Raw genomic sequence first — 21,425 nt, 5'->3', positions numbered from 1 at the left:
GCCCGTGCTGATTGCCAGCAATAGCCTTGTGGCTGCTACTGCGCCCGCTCAAGGGCGATTACTTTTTATCTTTTACTTCTTCAAACTCAGCATCAACGACATCGTCGTCGCGACGAGCAGAGGCATCATCAGCGGCACCTTCATGGCCTTGCTGTGGCTGAGAAGCTTCCAGCAGCTTGCCGGAAACCTGAACCAGCGCCTGCATTTTCGCTTCGATTTCTGCTTTGTCTTCGCCTTTCAGCGCGCTTTCCAGCGCTTTCAGTGCATCGTCAATAGCAGCTTTATCGTCAGCGGCCAGTTTATCGCCTGCTTCTTCCAACTGCTTACGCGTGCTGTGCAGCAGGTGGTCGCCCTGGTTGCGTACCTGAACCAGCTCTTCAAACTTACGGTCAGCTTCAGCGTTCGCTTCCGCGTCACGTACCATTTTCTGGATTTCTTCTTCGTTCAGACCAGAAGAGGCTTTGATAGTAATTTTCTGCTCGCGACCGCTGTTTTTGTCTTTCGCAGAAACGTGCAGGATACCGTCGGCGTCGATGTCGAAAGTCACTTCGATCTGCGGCATACCGCGCGGTGCAGCCTGAATACCATCCAGGTTAAACTGACCCAGAGATTTGTTATCATGCGCACGCTTACGCTCACCCTGCAGAACATGAATCGTTACCGCAGACTGGTTGTCTTCCGCCGTTGAGAACACCTGACTGTGTTTCGTCGGGATCGTGGTGTTCTTAGCGATCAGCGCAGTCATCACGCCGCCCATGGTTTCGATACCCAGAGACAACGGGGTTACGTCCAGCAGCAGAACGTCTTTCACGTCACCAGACAGAACGCCGCCCTGAACCGCAGCACCGATAGCAACGGCTTCGTCTGGGTTCACGTCTTTACGCGGCTCTTTACCGAAGAAGTCAGCGACTTTCTTCTGTACCAGAGGCATACGCGTCTGACCACCAACCAGAATCACGTCCTGAATTTCAGAAACGGACAGGCCAGCATCCTTCAACGCCACTTTCAGCGGCTCCAGAGAACGGTTAACCAGCTCTTCTACCAGTGACTCCAGTTTCGCACGGGTCACTTTGATGTTCAGGTGCTTAGGACCTGTAGCATCCGCCGTGATGTACGGCAGGTTAACGTCGGTCTGCTGAGCAGAAGACAGCTCGATCTTGGCTTTTTCTGCCGCTTCTTTCAGACGCTGCATCGCCAGCGGGTCATTGCGCAGGTCGAAACCTTGCTCTTTCTTAAATTCGTCAACCAGATAGTTGATCATGCGGCTATCGAAGTCTTCACCACCCAGGTGGGTATCACCGTTGGTCGCCAGCACTTCAAAGGTTTTTTCGCCATCAACTTCGTCGATTTCGATGATGGAAATATCGAACGTACCGCCGCCCAGGTCGTAAACCGCGATAGTACGGTTGCCGACTTCTTTATCCAGACCGTAAGCCAGCGCTGCCGCAGTCGGTTCGTTGATGATACGTTTGACTTCCAGACCCGCGATACGGCCGGCATCTTTAGTCGCCTGACGCTGCGCATCGTTGAAGTAAGCCGGTACGGTGATAACCGCTTCGGTGATCGTCTCACCCAGATAGTCTTCTGCCGTTTTCTTCATTTTTTTCAGCACTTCAGCTGAAATCTGCGGCGGAGCCATTTTCTGATCTTTCACTTCCAGCCATGCATCGCCATTATCTGCCGCGATAATTTTGTACGGCATGATGTTGGCATCGCGCTGAACTTCTTCGTCTTTGAAACGACGGCCAATCAGGCGCTTGATAGCAAACAGTGTATTTTTAGGGTTGGTCACTGCCTGACGTTTAGCCGGTTGGCCAACCAGAGTTTCACCATCTTGCGTATAAGCAATGATTGAAGGCGTGGTGCGATCGCCTTCGCTATTTTCCAGTACTTTTACCTGAGTACCGTCAATAATCGCGACACAAGAGTTGGTTGTACCCAGGTCGATACCAATAATCTTACCCATCTAAACATCTCCACTAAAAAGTCATATTCGGTGTGGTGGTTAAACCTACTGTGCGGGCGAAATGTCATTTTTCAACAAGATTTCTCGTTTTCCAACGACACACCCTCGTTTTTCATCAGCAGCACACGTTTCATTTTCATGCTAACCACCGATGTAACGGCCCGACACACGCCTTCGCGGCAGGTCAAACTGTTTCGGTTGGAAATAAGATGGGGCCAACATTTCTATCATCAAGGGGGGAAGATGAAAAAAAATGACCTTTATCCCTCGTACGATCAAACTATTCTGCCTTCCCCATGTTGTGTCCGTTCCCAACGCCCGATATGATGCCGCGCTCGCTGCAAAAATGGGGACATTTCCCTACATAATGGCGGGCAATAACACCTAAACGACACCTATCCCAACGTGATTGGCGCATTCGCTAACCTTAATGCCGCGCCCGACGCGAAGGGACTATTAATAATCTGTTATTGCAGAGGATTTATGAGCACGAACACGTTGGCAAATCCTGGTCCATTAGGACTGATGGGCTTCGGGATGACCACTATTCTGTTGAACCTGCACAACGCAGGCTTTTTCCCACTTTCTTCCATCATTCTCAGCATGGGTATTTTCTACGGCGGCATCGCCCAGATTCTGGCCGGTCTGCTGGAATATAAAAAAGGCAATACATTTGGCGTGACCGCATTCACGTCTTATGGCGCATTCTGGCTGACGCTGGTTGCCATTCTCGTGCTGCCGAAAATGGGTCTGGCGGAAGCCAGCGACGCTCAGTTCCTTGGCGTGTTCCTTGGCCTGTGGGGCATCTTCACACTGTTTATGTTCTTCGGTACATTCGGTACCAACCGTGCACTGCAATTTGTCTTCGGTAGCCTGACCGTACTGTTTGCTCTGCTGGCCGTAGGTAACTTTACCGGCAACCACGCCCTGCTGACCTTCGCGGGTTACGAAGGCATCATCTGTGGCGCGAGCGCGATTTATCTGGCCATGGCTGAAGTGCTGAACGAGAAGTTTGGCCGCAGCGTCCTGCCAATTGGTTCATGTGGCGCGTCTCACTAAGTTCTGACGCCATCCCAGTACCGATGCGATAAGCGCACCTGTAAGCAGTCGCCGCGCTAAATGCAAACGGGCCCTGTCAACCTGACAGGGCCCGTTTGTTTTTGATGACGCGTTCTTGATAACGCTATGTTTTCGATAACGATAAAGTACGCTTAAACCTCAACAGGCGACCGATCGTGCGCATCGCTATCGGCCAAAGCATGCGAATCGGCATCCAGATCGCGCTGCAAATAAATCCCCAGCAGCAGCCCTACCGCAGCTAGCGTCAGAACATAGAATGCCGGTGCCAGCGGCGTTGCTTTCATAATCAGCGTGACAAAGACGGGCGTCAGGCCACCGAAAATGGCATAGGAAACGTTGTAAGAAAAAGAAATCCCCGAGAACCGCACCGCAGCCGGAAACGCCCGCACCATGACATACGGCACGCCGCCCACCACGCCAACGCTGAGCCCCACAATCGCATAGCTGACAAAGAGCAGCGTCGTACTGCTTGCTGCCGAGCTGTAAAAGAACCAGCTACAGGCGGCCAGCGACAGGCTCCCCACCATGAACAGCTTGCTGGCACCAAAGCGGTCGACCAGCAGCCCCGCACCGACGCAGCCCACCATCAATGCAATCGTTGCCAAACAGTTCGCCTGCAACGCCAGCGCGGCAGGAATCCCATGGACTTTTTGCAGGTAAGTCGGTGCCATCAGAATAACCACGACGATGCACGCAGACAGTAGCCAGGTCAGCAGCATGGAAACCACAACCGCACGTTTATGATTTAAGACAACAGATTTCAGCGGCAGCTCTTCCGCCAGCTTTTTCTGTGCCTGCATTTCCATAAAAATAGGCGTTTCCTGCAACCAGCGGCGCAGATACATGGCAACCAGGCCGAAGACCCCACCGATGAAGAACGGCAAGCGCCAGCCGCCGTCAGACATCTGCTCCGGCGTAAGCACCGTATTCAGTAACGTCGCGATCAGCGAACCCAGCAGAATTCCCATCGTCAGCCCGGCGGTCAGCGTACCGCAAGCAAAACCGATGCGGGCACGAGGCACGTGTTCCGCAACGAAGACCCACGCACCGGGGACTTCCCCACCGATTGCAGCCCCTTGCAGCACGCGCATCAACAGCAGCAGCAGCGGCGCAGCAATACCAATGGCTTCATAGGTCGGCAGCAGGCCCATTGCCAGCGTCGGTAGCGCCATCAGCAATATACTGAGGCTGAACATTCTCTTACGTCCGCTCTTATCACCAAAGTGGGCCATGATGATGCCCCCAAGCGGACGGGCCAGATAGCCTGCGGCGAAAATACCGAACGTCTGTACCTGCCGCAGCCATTCAGGAATATCCGGCGGGAAGAAGAGATCGCCAATCACGGCAGCAAAGAAGACGAAAATAATAAAATCATAAAACTCTAACGCGCCACCCAGCGCAGCCAGAGACAGCGTTTTATAGTCCTGCCGGTTCAACCGGCGAGGATCGGCGTGTTGATCCTGAGTCATAAGATACCGTGCATTGCCAGAGTGAAAAAATCCACCACAGTGTGTAAAGTAGAAATTACTATAGCGGCAAAATTTTTATACACCAGTAAAGCTGAATCTTATGTTTCAAATCGCCTAACTTCAGTCTTTTATTTCGCGCACGGCATTTTTAGGGCGAAAAGCTGCTACTACATCGGGATTGGTCTCGATGTAAGGGCCTTCCAGCAGTTGGATACAATACGGTACGCTGGCAAAAATACCGGCCACAATCACCTTGCCATCAGCGTCTTTTAAACCTTCCAGTGTTTCCTTAATCGACTTAGGTTGCCCTGGCAGATTGAGAATCAGTGCCTGTTTACGCAGCACACCCACCTGGCGAGAGAGAATCGCGGTAGGAACAAAGCGCAGGCTGATCTGCCGCATTTGCTCGCCAAACCCCGGCATTTCTCGATCGGCAACGGCCAACGTGGCATCCGGTGTGACATCACGACGTGCAGGCCCCGTTCCTCCGGTCGTCAGCACCAGATGACAGCCGCGTTCATCAACCAATTCACACAGCGTTTGTTCAATCATCGGCTGTTCATCAGGCACCAGTCGGGTTTCCACTGCAAAAGGCGTGGTTAGGGCGCTACGGAGCCAGGATTCCAGTTCTGGGATGCCTTTATCCTGATAAACCCCGTTGGAAGCGCGGTCAGATACGGAGACCAAACCAATACGCAATACGTTCATAAGCACCTCAGTCTAAATAAAACACCAATTTTATCAGGATATTGAACGCTTTTAGCAAACAATTAGCTCTTATGAGGAAATTCACACTGCGTCCGTTATTTCACTCCGAGTGCAATACAGTATTTGATAATAGCTACTAAATAGCGTCTCAAAAAAGAGAAAGAAATGAATTAAATTAATAATACCGTTTCGCAATTAAAATTTAAGAATAGCAGGCGCATAAAAAAGATCGCTTACCCATTAAGAGCGGATGAAATAGGCCGATAGATTAAGGAGAAGAGGGTGGTATCTACCACGACAGAGCATCACGTTAAATCAAATAATATGATAAAATTAAAGCACTTCTTTCGTATCACAATAAGTAAAAAAGCCCTATCAAGGAAGTCGCCATGAACGATCTTAAGTATAAGATACTTAAACTTTTTGCCCATCCGGCGTATGCCTTTTTCCTGTTTGGGGCGATTTCCTTTATCCTCACCATCATTATTATGCATGAAGCCAACAAATCGACCTGGAAAACAGAACGGATCAATCTCGATACCGCGATCAAAACCTACGGCTCCTACACCAATAGCGGTGAAGTAGCCGAAAGCGATATGATTCGGCAATCCGGCACTTATTTGTCTTCACGAACCAGAACCTTTGCCTTTAACACGCGAGATTCGCGTAGCGAGTGCATAAACAAGCTCTCTTCTTCTGATCTCAACTTCAACGATATGGCGGTTATTCGCACCTGCCAAAATAAACTGCCTTCTATCGGAGATTATGCGGGTAAAGGCACCCTGACGATTATTTTCCCTATTCTGTCGCCAACCGATGAATTACTGGGTATTTGGATAAGAACAACCTCAGAAAACCCACAACCATCCTTTATCCAGACGCTGTCTTCTTTATCTTCGCTTCTCATTGTTGCAGGTAGTGTGCTGCTCTTCGCTATTTTAGGCAGCCTGATGTCCCTACTGACGAAAAAATATTTGGTGGAATTGCCGATCATCGCACGCTATGACGACCTCACCGGTTATTTACGGCGAGATGCGTTCTTTCTGGCGACCAATAAAGCCTTTAGTGTCGCCAATCTGACCAAGCGACCCGTCAGCGTCATTCTGATCGACATCGACTACTTTAAGTACGTGAATGATAGCTTTGGTCACGGCGTCGGTGACGAGGCGCTGAAGTTTGTTGCCGATACTTTCAAAAAATCATTTCGTCGCGAAGATATTTTTGGCCGTATTGGCGGCGATGAATTTGCAATCGTGTTTCCAAATACCGGATTAGACGATGCGTACACCATCGTGGATAAAGCGAGAGAGCGTATTAGCGATACGCCTTGTGAAACCGCAGCAGGGAAAATCAGGCTGACGGTCAGTATTGGGCTGGTTGAATACTATATCGCTGGAGAAGACCTCAGCGAGGTGATGAAGCGGGCCGATGATAATCTTTATATCGCGAAGAAAACCCGTAACGCGACGGCGAAATAGACTTCCTCCTTCCAAAATGCCAGCGCGCAGACAAAAAAATAGCCGGGAATCCCGGCTATTTTTATCAGCAGAATGCTTACAGTAAATCTGCAATCATCTTTTCCAGTTTTTCCTGGTCGATAGCAAATTTACGGATCCCATCGGCCAGTTTATCAATCGCCATTGGGTCTTGATTGTGCTGCCAGTAGAATTCCGCTTCCGTCATTTTCGCCGGACGAACTTTCACTTCACCAGCATAAGACAGTTTGCGAACCACTTCGCCTTCGCTTTCTGACAGCTCTTTCAACAGTGCAGGTGCGATCGTCAGGCGATCACACCCAGCCAGTTCCAGAATCTCACCAACGTTACGGAAGCTCGCGCCCATCACGACGGTTTCATAGCCGTGCTCTTTGTAGTAGTCATAGATTTCGCTAACGGACACTACACCTGGATCTTCGTGCGGCGCGAATTCTTTCTTATCGCCATTAGCTTTGTACCAGTCAAGAATACGGCCAACGAACGGTGAAATCAGGAATACGCCCGCTTCAGCACAGGCACGCGCCTGCGCAAAGGAGAACAGCAGCGTCAGGTTACAGTTAATGCCTTCTTTTTCCAGTTGCTCCGCCGCACGGATACCCTGCCAGGTTGACGCCAGTTTAATCAGGATACGCTCGTTGCTAATGCCTGCGTCGTTGTACAGTTTGATCAGGTGTTTTGCTTTCGCCACGCTGGCTTCAGTGTCATAAGACAAACGTGCATCCACTTCTGTGGAGATGCGGCCGGGGATCAATTTTAAAATTTCGAGACCAATGTTGACCGCCAGTTTGTCCGTCGCATCAACGACCTGCTGTTTGCGATCGCTGCTCTGCTCGCGCGCCCAGGCAATCGCCTCGTCGATCAGCTTGCGGTATTCAGGAATTTGCGCCGCGTTCAGAATCAGTGAAGGGTTGGTGGTCGCATCTTGCGGTTGGTACAGTTTCATTGCCGCAATATCGCCGGTATCAGCTACAACCGTGGTCAATTGGCGTAGGGAAGTCAGTTTATCCGTCATGTTGGCATGTCTCGTTGTTTATACGTGGTGCTCGTGAATGAAAATAGCTCGTATATGAATCGACTTATTATCTAATCGGGTGGCCATCTGTTTTGCGCCGAAATCTGATAATAACACGCGAACTTTCCCGCGCAAGCCAGCCTTTTCCCACGCCCCCTTGCAACGACGATTGCACGCTGGTGATTCCCCTTTCCAAACGCGCTCGAACGTAAAAGACAAGGCGTATTATAGCTATCGCCGTTTTCTTACGGCGTTCTTGCTATAGTAGGACCATCTCAAATCAGACCGACAGGACATGGCGCATGCTTATTACTATTTCACCCGCAAAAACGCTCGACTACACCAGTCCTTTGGCAACGACGCGTTATACCCAGCCGGAACTTCTGGACTATTCCAGCCAGTTGATTGATGTATGTAAAAAACTGACGCCGGCACAGATCGCCTCGCTGATGAGCATCAGCGATAAACTGGCTGACCTGAACGCAGGCCGCTTTAGCGAGTGGCACCCAGATTTCACACCGGAGAACGCACGTCAGGCGCTGCTGGCATTTAAGGGTGACGTCTATACCGGATTGGCCGCAGAAGATTTCAACGAGGATGATTTCGATTTCGCTCAGCAGCATCTGCGTATGCTGTCAGGCCTGTATGGCGTATTGCGCCCGCTGGACTTGATGCGGCCGTATCGGCTGGAAATGGGCACCAAGCTGGAAAATAAAGTCGGTAAAGATCTCTACAGTTTCTGGGGCGACACCATTACGGAAAAACTGAATCAGGCGCTGCGCGATCAAGGCGACGATGTGTTGGTTAATCTGGCATCGGACGAATATTTCAAAGCCGTTAAACCGAAAAAGCTTAATGCCCGCCTGATCAAACCCGTTTTCCTGGATGAGAAAAACGGTAAGTTCAAGGTGATCAGTTTCTACGCCAAGAAAGCGCGCGGTCTGATGAGTCGTTTCATTATTCAAAACCGCCTGACTCAGCCAGAGCAGTTGAAAGCATTCAATCTGGAAGGTTACTTTTTCGAGGCTGCGGACTCTTCGGCTGATGAACTGGTATTTAAACGCCACGAACAGTAAGCCGAAAACGTAAAAAGGGCGGAATTTTCCGCCCTTACCTTTCAGTCTTTATCGCTATCCGTTACAACAAAATTACTTCGGCAGCGACATCAGGAATTCACGCAGCTTCGCGAAATCATCCGGGAAGTGGTGCGACAGCAGATCCAGATCGGCACGCTCAGCCAGCGCTTCCGGCAGATCCAGTTCTTTGCCCAGAATGGCTTCTACGCTTTCCTTGAATTTCGCCGGGTGCGCCGTCCCCAGGAACAGGCCGAACTCGCCAGCTTGCAGTTGATCGCGCAACAAACGATAAGCAATCGCCGCGTGCGGCTCAGAAACATAGCCTAACGCATCCAGCTCATGCATGGTTTCTTTCGTGGTCTCATCGCTCACCGCGCCAAAGCCCAGCGTTTTCAACTGCCAGTTTTTACGACGGAACAGCTCTTCCACACGCGGCCAGTTGTTCGGCTGGCTCACGTCCATCGCGTTGGATAAGGTTGCCACCGTTTTATTCGGCTCCCAATTTCCACTGCTCAGGAAACGCGGCACGGTGTCATTGGCGTTGGTCGCAGCGATGAAGCGCTTAATCGGCAGCCCCAGCGATTTTGCCAGCAGACCGGCAGTCAGATCGCCGAAGTTACCGCTCGGTACAGAAACCACCAGCTGATTACGCGCTTCCTGCGGCAATTGTGCAACCGCTTCAAAGTAGTAGCAAATTTGCGCCAGCAGGCGGCTGATATTGATGGAGTTTGCCGAGTTCAGGCCAATCGCCTTTTTCAGTTCTTCATCATCAAACGCCTTTTTCACCAATGCCTGACAGGCATCAAAATCACTGTCGACCGCGATGGTGTGAATGTTACCACCCAGCGTACAGAACAGTTTTTCCTGCAGCGGACTGATCTTGCCCTGCGGATACAAAATCACAACGCGGACATTTTCCAGACCGTAGAAGGCATGCGCCACGGCTGCACCGGTGTCGCCAGAGGTCGCCGTCAGAATGGTAATTTTTTCGTCGCCAGACACTTCCGTCAGCATTTGCGCCATAAAGCGGCCGCCGAAGTCTTTAAAGGCCAGCGTCGGGCCGTGGAACAGTTCCAGCGCGGCGATATCTTCCGCTACCGGCGCAACGGGTGCCGGGAACGCAAAGGCCGCTTTTACGCGCTCGAACACGGTTTCAGCCGCAATTTCATCGCCGATATACGCAGACAGAATACGGCTGCTACGGGTAACGAAATCCAGATCCAGCAGCGCGTCGATTTCGGTGCGCTCAAACTCCGGCAGATCCAGCGGGAAGAACAGCCCTTGCTGGCTACCCAGCCCTTGCTTGATAGCCTGAGCAAAGCTGACCTGCTCGTTATGATCTTTAAGGTTGTACAGTTTCATGCGTTATCCCAGTTGTCGTGCGCCAGTCGTATCAAGACGGCAAATATGAACAAAACCTTCATCGTTCTGCAAATAGTTATCCCGCAGCCAGTCGGCCAAGCGCTGTGCGCTCGCCATGTCGTTGCAAACGGAGAATAACGTCGGGCCAGAGCCGGAAATACCACAGGCCAGCGCCCCGATATCTTCAGCAGCCTGACGAGCGGCAGCAAAGCCGGGCAGCAGTTTCGTACGATAAGGTTCCGCGATGACATCCTTCATCAGTTTCGCCGCCAGCGCAGCCTGTCCGGTATGGCAAGCGTGGATAAAACCGGCCAGATAACGGCCGTGGCTGATGCAATCCTGACGACGATATTGCGCAGGCAGAATCGCGCGCGCTTCTGCAGTAGAGACTTTAATCCCCGGATACGCCATGACCCACAGCCAGTCGTCAAACGATGGCACCGGCTGGCTGATAATGCCGTTTTCTTCCAGCATCAGTTGGACGCCGCCGAGGAAACACGGAGCCACATTATCGTAGTGAACGCTACCGGAAATGCGCCCTTCCAACTCGCCCATCAGCGTCAGCAGGCGGGTATCATCCAGCGGCTTGCCGCAAAATTCATTCATCGCCATCAGCCCGGCGACGACAGAACAGGCGCTGGAACCCAGCCCTGAGCCAATCGGCATATTCTTTTCGAGCGTCATCGCCACCGGCACGGTTTTGCCAATTTCCTGACAGAAAAGCTCCCAACATTGGTACACAATGTTTTCTTTCGGGTTGTCCGGCAGTTTGCTAACAAAACGCCCTTCATTACGCAGGCTGAACAGATCGGCCGCCTCGACAGAGACGCAATCGCCCAGCAATGAACCGTCTACGGGTGAAACGGCCGCACCCAGTACATCAAACCCAACGCTGACGTTACCGATTGATGCAGGTGCATACACCTTAACCATAATTATGCTCCCAACTTCCATGACAAGGTGCGCAGCAGATCTGCGAACACACCAGCAGCGGTAACATCGTTACCCGCGCCATAACCGCGCAACACGAGCGGCAGTGGCTGATAATAACGGCTGTAGAATGCCAGCGCATTCTCACCATCTTTGACTTTAAACAGCGGATCGTTGCCGCCAACGGCGCTGATCTTGACCTTGCAGCGGCCTTCTTCAATGACGCCGACATAGCGCAACACTTTACCTTCATCGCGCGCTTGTGCAACACGGCTGGCGAACTCATCGTCTACCGACGGCAGACGCTGCATGAAGCTGGCAACGTCGCCGGAGGCATCGAAGCTGGCAGGCAGAACAGATTCCACCTCGATATCGCCCAGTTCCAACTGATAACCCGCTTCACGCGCCAGAATCAGCAGCTTACGCGCCACGTCCATACCGGACAGATCGTCGCGCGGATCGGGTTCGGTATAACCTTTCTCTTTCGCCTGCGTAGTCGCTGCCGACAGCGACATGCCTTCATCGAGTTTACCGAAAATAAAGGACAGCGAGCCAGAGAGAATACCGGTAAAGCGAATCAGCTCATCACCCGCATTCAGCAAGTTTTGCAGGTTCTCAATCACCGGCAGGCCTGCACCAACGTTCGTGTCATACAGGAAACGACGGCGGGATTTCGCCGCAGCACTGCGCAGTTGGTGATAATAATTCATCGACCCGGTGTTGGCTTTCTTGTTTGGGGTCACCACGTGGAAGCCGTCGGCCAGGAAATCCACGTACTGATCGGCCACCGCCTGATTCGACGTACAGTCAACGATAACCGGATTCAGCAGGTGATACTCTTTCACCAGACGAATCAGACGGCCCAGATTGAACGGCTCGCGGGCTTTCGCCAACTCTTCGCGCCAGTTATCCATCGAAACGCCGTTAATATTGGTCAGCATGGCTTTGGAGTTCGCGATCCCACACACACGCAGGTCGATATGCTTGTCTTTCAGCCACGGTTGCTGACGGTGAATCTGCTCCAGCAGCGCGCCACCCACGCCGCCGACGCCGATCACAAACACATCGATCACTTGATCGGTGTTAAACAGCATCTGGTGAGCCACGCGCACGCCGGTGGTCGCCACATCGTTGTTTACCACGACGGAGATAGATCGTTCGGAGGACCCCTGCGCGATAGCTACGATATTGATATTGGCCGTCGCCAGCGCAGAGAACAGACGCGCAGACAGGCCGCGCAGCGTACGCATGCCATCACCAACAACAGAGAGGATCGCCAGACGTTCCATTACATCCAGCGGCTCCAGCACGCCTTCTTTCAGTTCCAGATAGAATTCGTCTTCCAGCGTTTTTCTGGCACGCGCCAGCTCGTTTTGTGATACGCAGAAGCTGATGCTGTACTCAGAAGACGACTGCGTGATCAGCACGACCGAAATACCCGCACGTGACATCGCAGCAAACACGCGTGCCGCCATGCCAACCATGCCTTTCATGCCGGGGCCGGATACGTTGATCATCGCCATGTTGTTCAGGTTGGTAATCCCTTTCACCGGATACTGCGTATCCGAGCTGTCCATGCCGATGAGCGTACCGGGAGCCTGAGGGTTTTCGGTGTTTTTGATAAGGCAGGGAATTTGGAACTGAGCGATAGGAGCGATGGTGCGAGGGTGGAGGACTTTGGCGCCGAAATAGGACAGCTCCATCGCCTCCTGATAGGACATCGATTTCAATAATCGAGCGTCCGGCACCTGACGCGGATCGCAGGTATAAACACCGTCTACATCAGTCCAGATCTCACAGCAGTCCGCACGCAAACACGCGGCCAGTACCGCAGCGGAATAGTCTGAACCGTTGCGGCCCAGCACCACCAGTTCGCCTTTGTCGTTACCGGCCGTAAAGCCCGCCATCAGGATGACATGATCCTTCGGAATGGCGCTTTCGGCGATACGGCGAGTCGACTCCGTGATATCCACGGTAGATTCAAGATAGTGTCCCTGCGCCAGCAGCTTCTCGACCGGATTGATAACGGAGACCCCATAGCCGCGTGCCTGAAAGACCGCTTCCATGATGGCGATAGACAGTTTTTCCCCTCGGCAGATAATCGCGGCGTTCACGCTGTCAGGACACTGGCCCAGCAGCGCGATGCCATGCAGAACGTGTTTCAGCTGTGCAAATTCCTGATCCACGAATGCCTTCAGGCGGGCATGATCAAAGCCGGGTTGAGATTCGGCAAGGCCTTGCAGCAGCGAAGAAAAGATTGTTTCGGCGTCATTCAAATGAGGCAGGATATCTTGTCCGGCGACGGTTTTCTCAATCATGGCAACCAGATGGTTGGTAATTTTCGCCGGAGCGGACAATACGGTAGCCACCTGTCCCTGGCGCGCGTTGTTTTCGATAATGTCGGCAACGCGCGCAAAACGCTCCGCATTTGCTACTGAAGTCCCGCCAAATTTCAACACTCGCATTTTTATCTGTTCTCCTGAATTTCTGCCAACCAAACGCCGGAAGCGTTTTTTGTATGCCGCTTGCAGGCGGCGCTGAGGGATAACCTGCCGTAAAAAAAAAGCCCGCACTGTTCGGTGCGGGCTTTTTCTGGAATCTTTATATGCGTCAGCCCGCACCGTTACTGGTTGTATCGGTGATGGTAATAATCGTGGTGATCAGGCTGATAGTGCGCATGCTAAAATCGAATCTCATTAAAAGTAGAGTTATCTGCCCTATTAGTTAGGCCAATCGCCCTTTGAAGTCAACGGATTTCTTTTTTTTCTTCTCGTAGAACGAAAAATGTCTACCGCTAAACCCACTGCCGAAACGGGAATACACCAGATGAATAATTGCCAAAGTTCCCGTTTCAAAATGTTCGACTGCCAATAAAGCCATCTTTGCTATCTTATTTCGGCAGGTTTTTTTCAATATCGTGTAGCAGCCGATGGAGCATCGCCGTATCGCGCTGCTCTAAACGCCCCAGCCGCTGATGCAGCCAGTCTCGCAGTTTTTCATCATCCTCAACCGCCAAATTCACCAGTAGCCGATCCAAACGATCGTGCAATGCCGACAATTGCCCCGCCACAGCGGGCTGCACCGCTTCCGATTTGACGTCCATCAGTTCAGCCAGTTGGTAACAGTACACCATCACCGCCTGACCAAGATTCAGTGAAGGGTAATCCGCTTTCATCGGCACGCCGGTCAACACATCCGCCAATTCGAGTTCTTCATTCGTCAGGCCAACATCTTCCCGACCAAACACCAGTGCCGCAGAAGCCATCCATTGCACCTTCTCCTGCAATACGCCAGTCAGTTCAGCTGGCGTGCAGTAATAACGATACTTAGCCCGGCTGCGCGCGGTGGTCGCGACCGTAAAGTCGACATCCGCCAGTGCTTCAGCCAGCGTGGCAAACACCTGTACGTTATCCAGAATGTCTCCCGAGCCGTGCGCTACCCAACGAGCTGCCGGTTCTTGATGTGCAGTGCTACCGACAATACGCAAGCTGCTGAATCCCATTGTTTTCATCGCACGGGCTGCCGCCCCTACATTCTCTGCCCGAGCGGGCTCAACCAAAATAATATGAAACTGCATAAACTCCTCAGTATGGGTTACGTGCGTTCTGCCACTGTCTCCACCAGCCGTCAAATAAAACAGCGGCGTCATCGCTAGCTATTCACTGATAACGATTGATAAATAAGTGCTATTCGTTGATAACCACAGCATGTTGATCGTTACAGTTAAAAGTTAACAATAAGCCAACAAAATTTCCGGTATCAACCCAGCATTCGGTAGGAAACATCGGAGAGTCCAAAAAAGGGGCAGGAAGAGAAAACCCTAAGAAAAATAAGGTAAATTATTTTATTTCAATAAGTTATAAAACTACTGCCGTATGTGTAGCGCCAATTATGATTATTGGCATTTGCTATGCTAAATCGTTCATAAAAAGTGCTAAATTGTGACGTAAACTGGCAATCCTATAAGTGTTTATCACAAAATAGTTAACGTGCTAAAATGAAATTTGATATATGTCAACAGAACCGTAGATTTATCAGCAGGCAAAATCCGTGCTTACTGTTATGTTGCTGTTAATAAGGTTAAACTGTGCGCCACTTTGAGCGCAGTTAAATTAGCGCCACGCTCATCCGCTAGCAGTACCTCTAAGCGGGTAGAGAATGAACACCAGTAACGCCTTTACGTACTTGAGTCTGATGTTGAGCGAGAGCGTAGTTTACCTCGATAAGCTCCAGGGAAATACCCGGAATAACTGGCGTTGTAGCCAGCGGGCCAGCAGGGTATGACAGCGACTTCTGTACTTCCGATTTCTATAATTTAAGTTGGCAATTTTAGGTAGCAAACATGCAGACGCCGCACATTCTTATTGTTGAAGACGAGCTAGTAACTCGTAATACCCTCAAAAGCATTTTTGAGGCGGAAGGATACGTTGTTCACGAAGCCACTGATGGCGCAGAAATGCACCACATTTTGTCCGAGAATGACATCAATCTGGTGATCATGGACATCAACCTGCCAGGAAAGAACGGCCTGTTGCTGGCACGTGAACTGCGCGAGCAAGCCACCGTTGCCTTGATGTTCCTCACCGGCCGCGATAATGAAGTCGATAAGATCCTCGGTCTGGAAATCGGTGCGGATGACTACATCACCAAACCGTTCAACCCACGTGAATTGACGATCCGCGCGCGTAACCTGCTGTCACGCACCATGAATCTTGGCAGCGGCACTGAAGAGCGCCGTCTGGTGGAAAGCTACCGCTTCAACGGCTGGGAACTGGACATCAATAGTCGTTCTCTAATTAGCCCGGCGGGTGAACAATACAAGCTGCCGCGCAGTGAATTCCGCGCCATGCTGCACTTCTGCGAAAACCCGGGCAAGATTCAGTCTCGCGCGGAACTGCTGAAGAAAATGACCGGCCGTGAGCTTAAGCCACACGACCGTACCGTTGACGTCACCATCCGCCGTATCCGCAAGCACTTTGAATCTACTGCAGATACGCCGGAAATCATCGCGACGATCCACGGCGAAGGCTACCGCTTCTGCGGCGACCTGGAAAATTAATCCCTCTCAGCCGGAACAGACATCCGTTCCGGCTGTTTTCCCTTCTTACCGCATTACCGCACGTTATTCACTCTTTGCCCACGGCATAACCGGCACCGCGCTTAACGCATTTTTCGGCGAACCATCGACTAAGCGATCGGAGTAAGCGAGATAGATCAGCGCATTGCGCTTTTGGTCGTAAAATCGAACAACCTGCAATTTCTTGAAAACCAGCGATGTTCTTTTCTGGAATACCACGGATCCACGGTCACCGCCGTTTTTGATTTTATCGGACAGTGTAATCGGCCCAACCTGCTGGCAGGAAATGGCAGCGTCCGATGTGTCTTCCGCCAACCCTAATCCGCCCTTGATTCCGCCCGTTTTGGCTCGGCTAATGTAGCAGGTCACGTTTGAAACATCCGGGTCGTCAAACGCTTCCACCACGATCTTATGATCCGGCCCCAACAGTTTAAAGGCGGTATCGACAGACCCGACCTCTTCCGCACTGACGACGCCAGCGGTGGATAGCAATAACAGACCCGCTCCCATGATGCGCTTTATGTTCATATTTCAGGCCCTGTGACAATTCATAACAAACGATTAATAACCACAATTAAAAAGAGGATGTACAAAATAAACCACTATCGCAATCCTCCTTATCCAAATTACCTGCGGAATATTTTCAAAAATCTTCGGCAGTACCAAAGTGAAAATATTGCTATGATGCGGGATCTCAATACGCTCGCGCCCAATGTGTTTGATGAGGAAGATTATGGATCAAGCCGGTATCATACGTGACTTGCTTAACTGGCTGGAAAGCCATCTCGACCAGCCGCTATCACTGGATAATGTGGCGGCGAAAGCGGGTTATTCCAAGTGGCATCTGCAAAGAATGTTCAAAGACGTGACAGGCCATGCCATTGGTTCATATATCCGAGCGCGGAGATTGACCAAGGCGGCGGTGGCACTTTGTCTGACCAGCCGCCCTATCCTTGATATTGCTCTGCAATACCGTTTTGATTCACAACAGACTTTTACCCGCGCGTTCAAAAAGCAGTTTACCCAAACGCCCGCGTCTTATCGTCGTTCCGATAATTGGAATACTTTCGGCATTCGTCCGCCGATCCGGCTCGGCGCGTTTACTCTGCCACAACCGCAGTTTATCACTCTGCCAGAAACGCAGTTGCTTGGGCTAACGCAAACCTATAACTGCCGTCTGGAGCAGATTTGCAACTTCCGTACGGAAATTCGCGTCCACTATTGGCGCCAGTTTTTAGGCGAAACCTGCTCCGTTCCCCCTGTGCTTTACGGGCTGCATCATTCACGGCCGAGCAAAGAGAAAGACGACGAGCACGAAGTGCTCTACACCACCGCGCTGGAGCCACAGTACCTGCCGGATGATGTCCACACGGGCGAACCCATTACGCTACCGGGCGGCGATTACGCGATGTTTGTTTTTGAAGGGCCAAACGACGAGCTGCAAGACTTCATCATCACGCTGTATGACACCTGTTTGCCGACCTTCCAGCTCACACGCCGCAAAGGGTTCGACGCCGAGCGTTTTCACCCCAGCCGTGATACAGACGGGGAAATACCCGCGATCATCCGCTGCGAGTATTTGATCCCCATCCAGCACCCAGAGCCGCTCTCAGCGCTGTAGCTCATCCAGTGCCGGAATATCCAGATGCGAGATATCTCCGGCCGTTTCCACCACCCATCCCGGTGCCAGCCACGGGCTTTGCTGATAATCGATGCGCGACAGGGAGCAGTTGCGCAGGCGCAGGCGCCGCTCAGCCGACGCGGGTAGCCCCAGAACCGTACTCAGCAGGCAGCCCAGCGCCATCCCGTGGCTCACCAGCAGAGGACGGCTTCCTGCTGGCAACGCCAGACAGCGCTCCAGAACGCCATGCATGCGCAATGCGACATCATTCATCGATTCACCTTCCGGGATGCGGCCATCGGGCGTGCCATCCACCAGCCCCTTGCGCCACCCTTCTTCCTGGGCGGTCAGCGAATCCAGATCGCGCGCTTCCAATACGCCCATGTTCAATTCACGTAACCCAGGCTCCAGGATTATCTGGCAATTACCACAAGATTTAGCGATGATTTCTGTCGTCTGACGCGTTCTTCCGAGATCGCTGGTAAAAATATGCGTAATCCCTAACGTCCTGATTCGTTCAGCAACTTGCTGTGCCTGTTGCTCACCTCTTGGCGTCAGCGCACTGTCCGATTGACCTTGAATACGTCGAGCCACATTCCATTCTGTTTCGCCGTGGCGAACAAGATATACCTGTAACATGGTTATTTTCCGTTATACTGCGTCAAATTAACTAAAGGTACGAAACTGTTATGTATCACGTTGTTGCTGCAACTACCAACCCGGCAAAGATTAAGGCTATTACTCTGGCATTCACCGATGTCTTTGGTGCAGAAAGCTGCCGCATCGAAGGCGTTGACGTCGATAGCGGCGTCCCGCGTCAACCTCTTGGTTCTATCGAAACCCGTACTGGCGCCAGAAACCGCGTCATGATGGCACGCCAGGTGCGGCCGGAAGCCGATTTTTGGGTCGGTGTCGAAGCGGGCATTGAAGAAAGCATGACGTTCGCCTGGATGGTGATCGAAAACACCCACCTGCGTGGTGAATCACGCTCTGCAAGCCTGGTTCTTCCAGAAAGTATATTACATGGTATCCGTGAAGGGCGGGAATTAGGTGATGAAATGGAACGTTTGACGGGCGTTCAGAATATTAAACATAAAGGTGGTGCCATCGGCGTCTTCACCGACGGCAAACTGTCGCGTACCAGCGTATATCATCAGGCACTGCTGCTGGCACTGGTACCGTTCCATAACCCGATTTACCAGATTCCCGTTCACGCCGCAAAACCGTAACGGTTACGCGTCGTCACCCAACGGTTTATCTGCCGACAGCAACTGCGCTTCCAGCCAGCTTTTTAACGCGGGGGGCGCGGCTTTCAGGCTATTTGAACCGCGCGTGATGGTCGCAATCCCTGCACCTAACTCGCTTTTCAGCTCACGCTGACTCATTTCACCCCGCATCAGTTCCTGCACAATTCTCACCCGCGTTCCCAACGCAGTACGCTCGTCCGGCGTCAGTAGCAGTTGAAGCAACGGCAATTGCAGATCTTCCGCAATAGACTGCTGCAATAGCGCAACAAAGCGCAACCAGTGCTCATTGTCTTGTTCAGAAAGTGCCGGGTCGATAAGCGATAACGGAGTCATAACGGGCTGCCATACTATTTAACTAGTACGGCAGCATAACACAATTTCAGGCAACGATCGCAACGCCGCGTCTCAATAACGCCGCTGCCATTCCGCATCCGTCAGCACATTGGCTGGCTGGTGAAGGAAATAGCGATAGAAGACGTCATAGGCCAGCACATTTTTCACGTATCCCCGAGTTTCCGAGAACGGAATGCTTTCGATAAACGCAACGGGATCAATGCGCCCGGCGCTGTTTCTCAGCCAGGTATTCACCCGCGACGGCCCTGCATTATAAGCCGCGGAGGACAGAATCCGGTTACGGCCAAATGTCTGATACACGTACTCCAAATAGCTCGTTCCCAACAGAATATTGGTCTCAGGATCGAACAGCTGGCTGCTGTTCGTATAGAACGTGATATTGCTCATTTTGGCAGTATGCTGCGCCGTCGCGGGCATCAACTGCATCAAGCCTGATGCGCCAACCGGAGAACGCGCTTTCGGGTTCCAGGCGCTCTCCTGACGAGCGATCGCCATCGCATAGCTTTGGCTAATGCCTTTCCCCTGCGTTTCACGGCGGAATTCGTCATTCCAGGCCAGCGGGAAACGCTCTTCCAGATGATCCCACAGCTTCGCGACAATCGTTGCCTGCACGCTCAAATCCGCCCAGCGCTGTTCAAACGCATAGCGAGCCAGCGCTTCCTGCTGCGGTTTGCTGCGGTTAGCTACCAGCCCGACCCACTCGCTGCGCGCCAGATTATCCATCTGCCAAAACATCAATTCCCGCACGCGGGCGACTTCCGGTAGCTGGGACAAGGAAGGATCCGGCTTCACCGCCGTCATGATAGTAATCGGGTAGCGCTCGTTGAGCTTCTGCGCTGCCGCCATAGGGTAGAACCCGCGCTCCTGCATCAGGCTGCGTAATAGCGTCTCACCTTCCTGACGCTTGCCCTGATCCAACAGCACCACCGCGCGCCAGTAACGCCATTCATCTTTCTGTAACGCCTCCGCCGGTAAGCGCGCCATCCAGCTCGTTAGCCCCTGACGATCGCCTGCGCCTAGCGCCATGCGTACGCGACGTTCCAGCAAGGTGGTCGACGTACTCCGCCGTACCACACCATCCCGCCACTGCGCCTGCTCTGACGTAGCATCGTTGCCCATTAACCGCCAGGCAATGGTTTCTTCCATCTCCTGACGCTCTGCTGCGCTCATTTTCTGCAAACGGACAATGACCGGCAGCATCGAACGGGCATTATCGGCATCCTGACGCGCTGTACGCGTAAAGGCCGACAGCGTGACTTTCCGGGTGAAATCCGTTGGCCCGACGGTACGAGCGAAGCTCTCCAGCGAATTTGGATCGTTCTGGAGTTTGAGCAGTGCATCACCCATCGTTTTATAATCGTCAGGTAACTGCTTGATGAGGTAACTCACCAGACTGCTGCTGCCTTCATCCATCGCCAGACGCGCACGTTCCAGCGTCGTCAGCGGCGTCTGTTCACCCGCCTGCTGCCAGACCGAGAAGAGTTTATCGCACACCGCAGGGAGCGAGCGCCCGGTCAGCCAGATATCACGCGTGGCTTCCCACACGCCCTGACGCTGCCCAGTGGCCCACTGGGCATAATAAAAGTTACAGCGGGCGCTGACCGGCTTCGGCGGCTGCGGGCTAAATGCCAGCAGCCCGATCCAGTCCTGACGACGCGCCAGTTCATTCACAAAGCTGGTATTGAGATTACGGGCGGGTGGCAGCGTCGGATGCGTTGCCATAAACTGCCTCACCTGCGTCGCGCTGACCTGGCTCAGGTCCTGCGTGAGCGAACGGTATTCAAGATAAGGATAAAGCGGGTAACTGCGCAGCGTCGGCATCAGCTGCGCTACCGTGTCCATTTGGTTGCTGTCCCATGCTTGCTTAACCTGCTGATAGCGCTGACGCTGTTCGTCCAGAGAATCCGCCAGCACGTGGCCGGAGACCCCAGCCAGACATATCGCCGCAACGGCGTACCACCAATGACCCGCTTTCATCACCTGCATTAACCTCATCCGTTATCGAACTTGCTATCGGCATCCTTCAT

At 52.4% G+C, this 21,425-nt stretch carries 20 protein-coding genes and 1 other annotated feature; of the genes, 6 read left to right on the top strand and 14 right to left on the bottom strand.

The window, feature by feature from the left end:
• Positions 1-58: 58 nt before the first annotated feature.
• Complete coding sequence (gene dnaK, locus WCT94_RS13180) at positions 59-1,966, bottom strand: molecular chaperone DnaK (RefSeq protein ID WP_336869918.1); 1,908 nt, start codon at positions 1,964-1,966, stop codon at positions 59-61.
• A gap of 483 nt (positions 1,967-2,449) precedes the next feature.
• On the opposite strand from dnaK, the gene satP reads away from it, so the two are divergent.
• Positions 2,450-3,025, top strand: a complete 576-nt coding sequence (satP, locus tag WCT94_RS13175; RefSeq protein ID WP_336869917.1) for an acetate uptake transporter — start codon at positions 2,450-2,452, stop codon at positions 3,023-3,025.
• 152 nt (positions 3,026-3,177) lie between these two features.
• Here satP and WCT94_RS13170 read toward each other — a convergent pair whose 3' ends face one another.
• Positions 3,178-4,515 (bottom strand): MFS transporter, encoded by a 1,338-nt coding sequence (locus tag WCT94_RS13170; RefSeq protein WP_336869916.1) that lies wholly within the window; start codon positions 4,513-4,515, stop codon positions 3,178-3,180.
• A 120-nt stretch (positions 4,516-4,635) separates the two neighbouring features.
• Positions 4,636-5,223: a molybdopterin adenylyltransferase gene (gene mog / locus WCT94_RS13165; RefSeq protein ID WP_180741480.1), complete on the bottom strand. Its 588-nt coding sequence runs from the start codon at positions 5,221-5,223 to the stop codon at positions 4,636-4,638.
• Positions 5,224-5,612: 389 nt separating this feature from the next.
• Between mog and WCT94_RS13160 the strand changes: the two genes are divergently transcribed.
• The gene (locus tag WCT94_RS13160) at positions 5,613-6,701 is read left to right on the top strand and encodes a GGDEF domain-containing protein (RefSeq protein WP_336869914.1); all 1,089 of its coding nucleotides are present in this window, start codon (positions 5,613-5,615) and stop codon (positions 6,699-6,701) included.
• A 76-nt stretch (positions 6,702-6,777) separates the two neighbouring features.
• Here the strand turns inward: WCT94_RS13160 and tal are convergent, their stop codons facing one another.
• Complete coding sequence (gene tal, locus WCT94_RS13155; protein WP_015841794.1) at positions 6,778-7,731, bottom strand: transaldolase; 954 nt, start codon at positions 7,729-7,731, stop codon at positions 6,778-6,780.
• A 302-nt stretch (positions 7,732-8,033) separates the two neighbouring features.
• Between tal and yaaA the strand changes: the two genes are divergently transcribed.
• Positions 8,034-8,807: a peroxide stress protein YaaA gene (gene yaaA / locus WCT94_RS13150; protein ID WP_336869913.1), complete on the top strand. Its 774-nt coding sequence runs from the start codon at positions 8,034-8,036 to the stop codon at positions 8,805-8,807.
• A gap of 72 nt (positions 8,808-8,879) precedes the next feature.
• On the opposite strand, the gene thrC is transcribed toward yaaA, so the two are convergent.
• The 6 genes from thrC to WCT94_RS13125 all read right to left on the bottom strand — a co-directional run bounded on the left by thrC (position 8,880) and on the right by WCT94_RS13125 (position 14,676).
• Entirely contained in the window at positions 8,880-10,169 is a 1,290-nt protein-coding gene (thrC, locus tag WCT94_RS13145; RefSeq protein ID WP_180776748.1) for a threonine synthase, read from the bottom strand.
• Between the two features lie 3 nt (positions 10,170-10,172).
• Positions 10,173-11,102 (bottom strand): homoserine kinase, encoded by a 930-nt coding sequence (gene thrB, locus WCT94_RS13140; RefSeq protein ID WP_010300501.1) that lies wholly within the window; start codon positions 11,100-11,102, stop codon positions 10,173-10,175.
• Between the two features lie 2 nt (positions 11,103-11,104).
• On the bottom strand, positions 11,105-13,564 hold the full coding sequence (gene thrA / locus WCT94_RS13135; protein ID WP_336869912.1) for a bifunctional aspartate kinase/homoserine dehydrogenase I: 2,460 nt from the start codon (positions 13,562-13,564) through the stop codon (positions 11,105-11,107).
• 91 nt (positions 13,565-13,655) lie between these two features.
• Positions 13,656-13,771, bottom strand: a sequence feature (Thr leader region).
• Positions 13,710-13,778, bottom strand: coding sequence for a thr operon leader peptide (gene thrL, locus WCT94_RS20835; protein ID WP_014916714.1), 69 nt, complete (start codon positions 13,776-13,778; stop codon positions 13,710-13,712). (Overlaps the previous feature by 62 nt.)
• A 45-nt stretch (positions 13,779-13,823) precedes the next feature.
• Positions 13,824-13,979 carry a hypothetical protein gene (locus WCT94_RS13130; protein ID WP_336869911.1) on the bottom strand — a complete coding sequence of 52 codons (156 nt, stop codon included), beginning with the start codon at positions 13,977-13,979 and terminating at the stop codon, positions 13,824-13,826.
• A gap of 10 nt (positions 13,980-13,989) precedes the next feature.
• Positions 13,990-14,676 carry a tRNA/rRNA methyltransferase gene (locus WCT94_RS13125; protein ID WP_336869910.1) on the bottom strand — a complete coding sequence of 229 codons (687 nt, stop codon included), beginning with the start codon at positions 14,674-14,676 and terminating at the stop codon, positions 13,990-13,992.
• Positions 14,677-15,441: 765 nt separating this feature from the next.
• Between WCT94_RS13125 and arcA the strand changes: the two genes are divergently transcribed.
• Positions 15,442-16,158 carry a two-component system response regulator ArcA gene (gene arcA, locus WCT94_RS13120; RefSeq protein ID WP_010300511.1) on the top strand — a complete coding sequence of 239 codons (717 nt, stop codon included), beginning with the start codon at positions 15,442-15,444 and terminating at the stop codon, positions 16,156-16,158.
• 63 nt (positions 16,159-16,221) lie between these two features.
• On the opposite strand, the gene creA is transcribed toward arcA, so the two are convergent.
• Positions 16,222-16,704: a protein CreA gene (gene creA, locus WCT94_RS13115; protein WP_225085844.1), complete on the bottom strand. Its 483-nt coding sequence runs from the start codon at positions 16,702-16,704 to the stop codon at positions 16,222-16,224.
• A 205-nt stretch (positions 16,705-16,909) separates the two neighbouring features.
• On the opposite strand from creA, the gene robA reads away from it, so the two are divergent.
• Positions 16,910-17,797, top strand: a complete 888-nt coding sequence (gene robA, locus WCT94_RS13110; protein WP_336869909.1) for an MDR efflux pump AcrAB transcriptional activator RobA — start codon at positions 16,910-16,912, stop codon at positions 17,795-17,797.
• Here the strand turns inward: robA and gpmB are convergent.
• Positions 17,786-18,436, bottom strand: coding sequence for a 2,3-diphosphoglycerate-dependent phosphoglycerate mutase GpmB (gpmB, locus tag WCT94_RS13105; RefSeq protein WP_336869907.1), 651 nt, complete (start codon positions 18,434-18,436; stop codon positions 17,786-17,788). The genes robA and gpmB overlap by 12 nt on opposite strands.
• A 50-nt stretch (positions 18,437-18,486) precedes the next feature.
• Between gpmB and yjjX the strand changes: the two genes are divergently transcribed.
• Complete coding sequence (gene yjjX, locus WCT94_RS13100) at positions 18,487-19,026, top strand: inosine/xanthosine triphosphatase (RefSeq protein ID WP_336869906.1); 540 nt, start codon at positions 18,487-18,489, stop codon at positions 19,024-19,026.
• Positions 19,027-19,029: 3 nt separating this feature from the next.
• On the opposite strand, the gene trpR is transcribed toward yjjX, so the two are convergent.
• Together trpR and sltY are read right to left on the bottom strand one after the other, a co-directional pair.
• On the bottom strand, positions 19,030-19,377 hold the full coding sequence (gene trpR / locus WCT94_RS13095) for a trp operon repressor (protein ID WP_336869905.1): 348 nt from the start codon (positions 19,375-19,377) through the stop codon (positions 19,030-19,032).
• Positions 19,378-19,449: 72 nt separating this feature from the next.
• Complete coding sequence (gene sltY, locus WCT94_RS13090; protein ID WP_442955489.1) at positions 19,450-21,375, bottom strand: murein transglycosylase; 1,926 nt, start codon at positions 21,373-21,375, stop codon at positions 19,450-19,452.
• Between the last annotated feature and the right edge of the window lie 50 nt (positions 21,376-21,425).

It is taken from the genome of Pectobacterium sp. 1950-15, assembly GCF_037136835.1.
Taxonomy (GTDB): domain Bacteria; phylum Pseudomonadota; class Gammaproteobacteria; order Enterobacterales; family Enterobacteriaceae; genus Pectobacterium.
The sequence above is the reverse complement of the archived record's forward strand: the minus strand, read 5'-3'. Positions and strand labels throughout refer to the sequence as shown.

Coding starts and splice junctions, on each gene's coding strand:
- dnaK (WP_336869918.1), bottom strand. CDS start 1,966: ATGGGTAAGATTATTGGTATCGACCTGGGTACAACCAACTCTTGTGTC.
- robA (WP_336869909.1), top strand. CDS start 16,910: ATGGATCAAGCCGGTATCATACGTGACTTGCTTAACTGGCTGGAAAGC.
- sltY (WP_442955489.1), bottom strand. CDS start 21,375: ATGAAAGCGGGTCATTGGTGGTACGCCGTTGCGGCGATATGTCTGGCT.
- satP (WP_336869917.1), top strand. CDS start 2,450: ATGAGCACGAACACGTTGGCAAATCCTGGTCCATTAGGACTGATGGGC.
- WCT94_RS13125 (WP_336869910.1), bottom strand. CDS start 14,676: ATGCAGTTTCATATTATTTTGGTTGAGCCCGCTCGGGCAGAGAATGTA.
- thrA (WP_336869912.1), bottom strand. CDS start 13,564: ATGCGAGTGTTGAAATTTGGCGGGACTTCAGTAGCAAATGCGGAGCGT.
- yaaA (WP_336869913.1), top strand. CDS start 8,034: ATGCTTATTACTATTTCACCCGCAAAAACGCTCGACTACACCAGTCCT.
- WCT94_RS13170 (WP_336869916.1), bottom strand. CDS start 4,515: ATGACTCAGGATCAACACGCCGATCCTCGCCGGTTGAACCGGCAGGAC.
- creA (WP_225085844.1), bottom strand. CDS start 16,704: ATGAACATAAAGCGCATCATGGGAGCGGGTCTGTTATTGCTATCCACC.
- arcA (WP_010300511.1), top strand. CDS start 15,442: ATGCAGACGCCGCACATTCTTATTGTTGAAGACGAGCTAGTAACTCGT.
- WCT94_RS13130 (WP_336869911.1), bottom strand. CDS start 13,979: ATGGCTTTATTGGCAGTCGAACATTTTGAAACGGGAACTTTGGCAATT.
- yjjX (WP_336869906.1), top strand. CDS start 18,487: ATGTATCACGTTGTTGCTGCAACTACCAACCCGGCAAAGATTAAGGCT.
- WCT94_RS13160 (WP_336869914.1), top strand. CDS start 5,613: ATGAACGATCTTAAGTATAAGATACTTAAACTTTTTGCCCATCCGGCG.
- trpR (WP_336869905.1), bottom strand. CDS start 19,377: ATGACTCCGTTATCGCTTATCGACCCGGCACTTTCTGAACAAGACAAT.
- thrC (WP_180776748.1), bottom strand. CDS start 10,169: ATGAAACTGTACAACCTTAAAGATCATAACGAGCAGGTCAGCTTTGCT.
- mog (WP_180741480.1), bottom strand. CDS start 5,223: ATGAACGTATTGCGTATTGGTTTGGTCTCCGTATCTGACCGCGCTTCC.
- gpmB (WP_336869907.1), bottom strand. CDS start 18,436: ATGTTACAGGTATATCTTGTTCGCCACGGCGAAACAGAATGGAATGTG.
- thrB (WP_010300501.1), bottom strand. CDS start 11,102: ATGGTTAAGGTGTATGCACCTGCATCAATCGGTAACGTCAGCGTTGGG.
- tal (WP_015841794.1), bottom strand. CDS start 7,731: ATGACGGATAAACTGACTTCCCTACGCCAATTGACCACGGTTGTAGCT.